This is a genomic window from Polyangium sp. 6x1 (assembly GCF_029946515.1).
GTDB lineage: Bacteria > Myxococcota_A > Polyangia > Polyangiales > Polyangiaceae > Polyangium.
Window position 1 is genome coordinate 37773 of sequence record NZ_JARZHH010000083.1, and the last position, 6971, is coordinate 44743.

Annotated in this window: 5 protein-coding genes and 1 pseudogene; 3 read left to right on the forward strand and 3 right to left on the reverse strand. The window is 68.5% G+C overall.

The features are described from left to right. Positions 1 to 283: 283 nt before the first annotated feature. Together QHF85_RS43245 and QHF85_RS43250 are read right to left on the reverse strand one after the other, a co-directional pair. On the reverse strand, positions 284 to 1156 hold the full coding sequence (locus tag QHF85_RS43245; protein WP_281333332.1) for a hypothetical protein: 873 nt from the start codon (positions 1154 to 1156) through the stop codon (positions 284 to 286). A 168-nt stretch (positions 1157 to 1324) separates the two neighbouring features. Then, the gene (locus QHF85_RS43250; RefSeq protein ID WP_281333333.1) at positions 1325 to 2005 is read right to left on the reverse strand and encodes a hypothetical protein; all 681 of its coding nucleotides are present in this window, start codon (positions 2003 to 2005) and stop codon (positions 1325 to 1327) included. Positions 2006 to 2253: 248 nt separating this feature from the next. On the opposite strand from QHF85_RS43250, the gene QHF85_RS43255 reads away from it, so the two are divergent. Both QHF85_RS43255 and QHF85_RS43260 read left to right on the forward strand, forming a co-directional pair. Beyond that, positions 2254 to 2769: a putative immunity protein gene (locus tag QHF85_RS43255; protein ID WP_281333334.1), complete on the forward strand. Its 516-nt coding sequence runs from the start codon at positions 2254 to 2256 to the stop codon at positions 2767 to 2769. A 177-nt stretch (positions 2770 to 2946) separates the two neighbouring features. Then, positions 2947 to 3111: a hypothetical protein gene (locus QHF85_RS43260; protein WP_281333335.1), complete on the forward strand. Its 165-nt coding sequence runs from the start codon at positions 2947 to 2949 to the stop codon at positions 3109 to 3111. Between the two features lie 228 nt (positions 3112 to 3339). On the opposite strand, the gene QHF85_RS43265 is transcribed toward QHF85_RS43260, so the two are convergent. Further along, a complete protein-coding gene (locus tag QHF85_RS43265) occupies positions 3340 to 3834 on the reverse strand; it encodes a hypothetical protein (RefSeq protein ID WP_281333336.1) in 495 nt (164 codons plus the stop codon). A gap of 630 nt (positions 3835 to 4464) precedes the next feature. On the opposite strand from QHF85_RS43265, the pseudogene QHF85_RS43270 reads away from it, so the two are divergent. Beyond that, positions 4465 to 6971: pseudogene (locus tag QHF85_RS43270) on the forward strand (hypothetical protein); the annotation flags it as partial.

The following is a 6971-nucleotide window of genomic DNA, read 5'->3' on the forward strand; positions in this document are numbered from 1 at the left end:
GGGGCGCGATCCAGGGGGCGTTGCGGGCTCGTCACGGGGATACTCTCGCGCAGAATCGAGGGCGGCGTCCACAACGAACTGCAATCGTGTCCCTCCGCGAGTCTGCCGCTGTGCGTCAATCGTCTGACTCCCGGAAAAACGGGCCAGCGTATGGCCACGGTGGAATCGGTGAATGCGTGGGGTTCATCCCCACCAAACTCGACCTCCACGATCTCCTCGTGCAGGGGCATTGACAGGCCCCTGGTGGGCTTGCCAATGATTCAATAAAGATGAAATAATTCGCTCATGAGGTTTCTTGGGCCGGGATCACGACGCTCATGCTGCGATGGGAAGCTTCGAGCGAAGGTGGCTCGTGCGGTCGGACGTCGAGCTCCCTCAGCGCACGCGCAGAGGCCGTCGGGAGATCGACGCGTCCGAAGTGACGAACCCAAAAGCTCGCGCCTGCGAGCTCCTCCGCGCATCGCTGCGAAAGCTCGCGGATGTTCGGGTCGTCGGTTCGGGTCGTCGCCGTGGTCAACGACGCCAGGCGAGCACGCACGGGGAGATCGATCGCGAGTGCGCCCAGCATCAGGTGACAGAGCGCGCCGTGGAACGCCGCGAGCCTGTTCGCAGGCGAAAGCGCATGGCTCTGATCGAAGTCCCGCGAAGCGCGGAGCCGATCCTTCGAGACCGACCTCCCGATCAGGGGTTCGGCCGGCAAGACCGCGGCATCGAGCAGCGCGTCGAGGGCACCGCCGCCCGTAGCGACATCGACGGCGCTGAAGAGCCGCACGACCGGGGAGCGGGGCATCTGCACGTCGACCTCACGGCCGGGATGGATCGCGGGGGGACCGCGGAGCGTGCTGAGCAAGAGGGCGAGACCGCGGTGGTACAAGATGCCGGCGCGCCGCTCGGCGGACACGGCGCACTTCAGCGCGACGTCGAAGTGAGGGATGGCCTCCCTGGCCTGGCCAGCGGCACACAGCAAGATGCCGTCGAACTGAAAAAGCGCCGCGACTTGGTCTGCGGCTGTCGCCGAGAACGCATCCAGGTCGATCTCGGCGTCGGATCGCGTCACCACGCGCAGCGCGCGGCCGGGCTCGCGGCCCGCGGAGATCCGCTCGTGAACGCGCTCGAACGCGGCGCGGATGTCGGCTTCGCGGAGTGGCTTGCTCATGGAGCGCCTTTGTACCTTGCCATCAGGGGGCCGGCAGCAGATTCCCGAACCGCGCGTCTCCCTCGAGCGACCAAGGGAGCGCTTTGCGGGTCGCCTCGGCCACGGGGCCATTGTAACGATGTCCCACGTCGGCAGTTTTTACGATACGTGTCGGGATCTTTGCCTCCCTCAGCCGCGCGGCCGCCCAGCGGGCGTCCTTCTCGCAGAAGCTTTGAGAGCAAATGAAGAGCACGCGATTGCCGCCGCCCTTGGCGAAAGCCTGCACAACTTCGGGCTTCCAGGCGTCATGGCCGCCTTCGATGAGCACGAGCCGCGAAAAATCCGCAGGGCGGCGATCGCGACGCCTTGAATCGCGCCGAGGGAAAACCCCATGTAGAGGGGAGGGCCGGGATCCACGTAATCGGGATACGTCGCCGTGAGCGCCCGAAGGCCGGCGTCGATCTCCAGCTCGAGCGCCGCGTTGCTCTCGTAGGTGAAGCGAACATCGTCCGGGCCGGGGGAATTGTCGCGCGGGATGCCGCGAGGGCACAAGATGAACGCGCGATCCTCGAACAGATCGCGAACGGCCTGACATTGCCACTCGGGCCGACCGTAATTGCCGTGCGCGGCGATGACGACGGGCCGGCGCGACGTCGCGCCGATCGGCAGAGATACGACAGCCGCGGGATGACCGGGCACCGTGAGATCGACGATGGGCGACGCGGCTCGGAGTGGACTCGGCTCCTTCGGCGCGACGACGGCCGGGGGCAGGGCCGGCGGCGCGCTCGGACTCGGGCTCGTGGTGGGCGCCGCGGCGCTGGGCTCGGCGCGGCGCGCGTCGCAGGACGACGCGAGAGCCAAGAGGAGCATGAGGAGCGGCAGCGATCGAAACACCGGCTTTCGTGTTTAAACGAAACAGCTTCTTGGCGCCAGCGATCTGCTCGTCGACGGGGAGCTCCTCACGCTCGATGCTCGCCGCACCGCGCTCGACCGCGAACATCCGCGGGATCGACGTGGGGGAAGGGGGGCACGAGGCCGCGCGGCGCTCCACGTGCGCCTCGTGCTCGCCGCCGTGACCGCGGTCGAGTATATCCATGGGCCGTGCAAGAAGGAGCACCATGATTCTTCCCAAAAAACGTGACCCGCGGTTCATCACCATCCGCCGCGGAGGGCTCCTGGAGGAAGGCACCCATCACGCGCTGGCAATCTGGGCCGCGGATTGCGCGCAGCACGTCATGTTTTTTTTCGATGAATACAGGAAAGACGATGACCGGCCGCGGAGAGCGATTGCACTGGTGCGAGCGTGGACCCGAGGCGAGGCGACAATGAAGGAGTGTCACAAGGCGGCGTTCGCTTCCAATGCCGCAGGCCGCGAGGCGCCCGCCGCCGCCCGGTTGGCGGCCCTGTCGGCGGGTCAGGCGGTGGCCGTGGCGCATGTGGCCGCCCATGAGTTGGGGGCTGCGGCATACGCCATCAGGGCTGTCAGGGAAGCCGCCCCCTCGGGCCAAGGGGACGCGGCTGCGCGAGCCGAACGCCAATGGCAGTGGGAACAACTGCCCAGCGGAATACGAGACCTCGTTCTCGACGACCAAAAACTGCGAAACGCACTCTGCTGGAACGTGTTCGTCGACTGAGCCGACGGCACGGCCACGAGGGGCTTCGGATGCGCGGACCGAGGGAAGGCACGAGCGTCACGGAGCAGGCGAGCGCGAGCGTTGGCTTGCGATGAGGGACAATGATGATGGTCCGGCAAACCACGGCTTGGTCGAAACCCCTGCTGCTCAGCCTCGTCGGCTTCGTCTTGGCTTCTGGTGATCAACGATCGGTACGACGAGGTCGTCTTCGAGACGAACGGGGGCGCGAGCTTCGGCATGGGGCCGGACGGGAAGGCTCCCTTCGAACGAGAAGGCACGATGCCGCTGCCGGAAGGGCCGTTCATGTTGCTGAGGCGGCAGCCCCTGGGCACCCGAGAATGAAATTCGCAGGTGTCGAGCGAACGAATGGCCGGGAGGGTGTAGGGATAGGCGTTCGGGTCCTCGACGCGGTCGCGGAGCAGCGTGATGGCTCGAAGGAAGCCGTCCGAAGGAGGGCGCCTTTAGGACCTGTGGGGCTTCATGCGAGTATCGGCGTAGCAACGTGAACCGCCGAGAGGCAAGCGTTCACGACCGCTTTCGCGACCGCGACGGATGCACCCGCTTGCCGTTCTATTGGCCGCACGTGGGGTCCGGCTCGCAATTCTTGGCGTAATCGCACTTGTAGCACGAGGTGCTCCCGTCGCTCCACGTGACCGCGCAGCGGCCGTCGTCGGGCCACCATTTGTACCAGCAACGGATCGTCAACTCGCTCGGATCGGGCTCGGAGTTCTGCAAATTCTGGAGCGCATAAAGCATCGTCTCGCCATACGCAGGATCACATCCGACGGGCGCGCCTGCCGCGTCCAAGGCGCAGGCGCCGACCGTCGCGCTGTTGGCCACCGTGTCGTTGACCGTATAAATCGAGAATGGGCTTGTTCCGTTGGCGGTGGCGACGTACAGGACTCCGCCGCCGGTCAGGTGGAGGGGGATCTTGCCGTTCGCGTTACCATAATATTGACCCACGGCGGCGAGGCGAGCGCTCAGCGAGGGCGGCGCCGTCTGCGCGAAAACGGTGCCCACCGCGAGGACCAGTGCAAAGCCGAGGGAGACGGTGCTCTTCTTCATGACGTTTTCTCCGGCAGGGGGATGCCGACCCCTCGAGCACGAGCCATGCCAGAGCGCGGAGAAGCTCGATTTCGCGCGAAACTCCGTGCGCCCTTCGATCTCGCGGGTCCGTGGTTGTCGCGCGTCCATGACACCCGTCACGGCGCCGCAACGGTCGCTGTCATGCACGCGTGACAGCCACGCCCGGCGATGGGTGGATCGTCAGGGCGCGAGCTTGTGCACGCGCTGCCAATGGCGGGAGCGGCGGCGATCTCATGGCGGTGGCCTCTGCAACCGCCTGGGGCTCGATCTGGCACTTAGGACGTCGAGGGCCCCCGTCGCGATCATCTTCTCGCGCCGCCCTCGCCCTCGCCCTCGATGCCGCCCGCAGCCTCGATCCCGAAGTCCTCGGCGGGCGAGCTCGGACCCCCCGCAGCGGGCGCAGCGGAAACCCGACGTCAAGCACGGACGGAGCGAAAATGCGGCCCGTGTAACAAACCTGTTGTCGAGGCTGTCCCGTGGCCGATAGGCTCCCTGGCTATGTTACCGATTTTTCCATCATTCGTCGGTCAGAGAGGCAGGCGACCTTCGCTGCGCCTCCTCTCTTCTCTTTCCACCCTCGCACCCCTCACCCTCGGCGCAGCGCTCCTTTTGTCGTGCGCCGACCGGCCCGGGACGGCGGACGCGCCTGCCGCGGCGGACCGCGGGCCGGGGCTCTCGCTGCCCGGCACCGAGCCCAGAACGCCCGCCAACCCCCTCTACCTGACCGTAGGGTCCGAGATCGGCCTCGACGCGCCGGTCCTGGGAGACGTCGACGGCGTGAAACAAGCGCCGGCGATCGCGTACGGCGACGGGCAGTACCTCGTCGTCTGGGAGGACACGCGGGAGGCTGCCACGGGGGAGGGCACGATCAACGTCCCCCTCTACGCCGCGCGCGTGGCGCTGGACGGGACGCCGCTCGATTCGCCGGCCTTCCGTATCGGCCGGGGGAGCAAGCCGGCCGTCGCCTCCGACGGCTCGGGCTTCCTCGTGACCTTCGCGGGCGTTCCCGGCGCCGCCTGCAACCAGTGCGGCGTCCGCCTGGACGCGAGTGGCGCCATCCTCGACGCCACCCCCCTCACGATCGCCGCGACAGGCTCGCTCGGCGCCCCGCCGGCCCTCGCCTGGAACGGCGCCGCCTATCAGGACGTGTGGCCCTGCGCCAACAACAGCCACATCTGCGCCGCGCAGATCACGCTGGCCGGCGTCGTCGGGCCCACGGTCACGGTGCCCATGAAGCTCAACCCTTACCCTGCTCGCCCCCTCCGCCCGCTGCGCGTGGCCTCCGACGGCACGGGCTCCCTGGTGCTGGGCTGGAGTCAAGATTTCGAGCTCAGCGCCATCCGCCTCGACGCGCAGGGCGCGCCCGTCGAGGCAGCGCCGTTTCCCGTCGGCCCGATCAGCTCCTATTCGTACACCGACGACCTCGCCCTCACCTTCAATGGGACGAACTATGTGGCGGCCTGGTCGAAGGAGGACGGCGCTCAGAGCGTCGTCTCGGCCGCCCGCGTCACGAGCGCCGGGGCCGTGCTCGACCCTGGCGGGATCGTCCTCGATGTGCCGTGGCCGGGGGAGCCGGCCGCCCATCTCGCCATCGCCTCCAACGGCGGCGACACCACCGTGTTCTGGCGGGTGTGGACGGAGGAGTATGACTTCACGCCGCTGCGCGCCGCGCGGCTGAGCTCGGGTGGTGTCCCCCTCGACGCCGCTCCGCTCGACGTCGGGAAAGGGCGCGATCTCGCGGCGGCGTCGAGCGGCGGCGAGGCGCTGCTGATCTTCGCGGACGGGCTGTTCGACTACGACCTCATCCACACGAACCTGCGCGCGAGGCGCGTCGCGGCGGACGGCACGCTGCCGGCGCCGCCGAGCCGCGTCGCCACTGGCATGAACGGGCAGCAAGGACCCGCGCTCGCCTTCGACGGGACGAATTACTTCGCCGTCTGGACCGACACGCGCGCGGGCGGGATGGGCAGCGTGTATGGCGCGCGGGTCGCTCCGGACGGCCAGGTCCTCGATGCCAATGGCATCGAGGTCTTGCCTGGCATTCCGAGCGTGCTTGGCGATCCGGGCTTGTACCGGTATGCGTACCGCGTCGGCTTCGACGGGACGAATTTCATCGTGTTGTCGGAGACGACCGATTACCACCCGCAAGGGTGCGGCGGCTGGTCCAGCGTCACCCGGGTGAGCCCGGGGGGAGCGGTGCTCGGCAACGTCGGCCTGCCCGGGGTCGCTTGCACGACGTACAAGATGGCGAACAGTCCAGCCGGCACGCTGTTCATCGCTTTCGACGAATACATCTCCTTCACCACGGTCGCGGCGTTCATGAATGACCAGGGCGTGGTGAGCGGGCCGTTCACCATCGATCTCCCGGACGTCTACTCCGCTCCCGTGGCGTTCTCGTTCGACGGCACGAATCACCTCGCGACGTACGGAATGGAAAGCGGCCTCGGCGGGGCACGGATGAGCCCCTCGGGGGTGCTGGTGGACACAGCGCTCTTTCCCATTGCGTCGTCCAGCGCGCCCCTGGTCGAGGGCCCGGTGGCGGCGGTCTTCGACGGGCAAAACCACGTGGTGGTGTGGGTCTCGAAGGACGGCGGCGGCGCCCACGTCCTGCGCGGCGCGCGCGTCAGCCCCGCGGGGACCGTGCTCGATCCGGACGGGTTCGTGATCGCGCCGATCGTGAATGCGTGCGGCGGCTCGCAGCCGCAGGCTTTCCCCTCGGCTGCATTCGACGGGCAGCGCATCGTGGTGACCTGGCGCGAGCGCGAGGCCACGGCAGGGGGGTGCGCGACGGCGCTGCGCGGCGTGGAGCTGAGCCCCGGAGGCATGGTCGAGCCGCTGTTCACGGTGGCGCCTCCGGGGTTGGACACCCGCCCGACGGCGCTGGCCTCGGACGGCGCGGGCAAAACGCTGGCGCTCTACAGCCGGTTCATGCTGGGCGCGCCGTTCGACAGCTACCGAGTTCGTGGCCGCATCCTCGGGGAAATGGGTGGCAGCGGCGGCGCGGGCGGCGCTGGGGGTAGCGGCGGCGCTGGGGGTAGCGGCGGTGATGGCGGTAGCGGCGGCCTGGGCGGCGCGGGCGGCAGCGGCGGCGCGGGCGGCAGCGGCGGCGCGGGCGG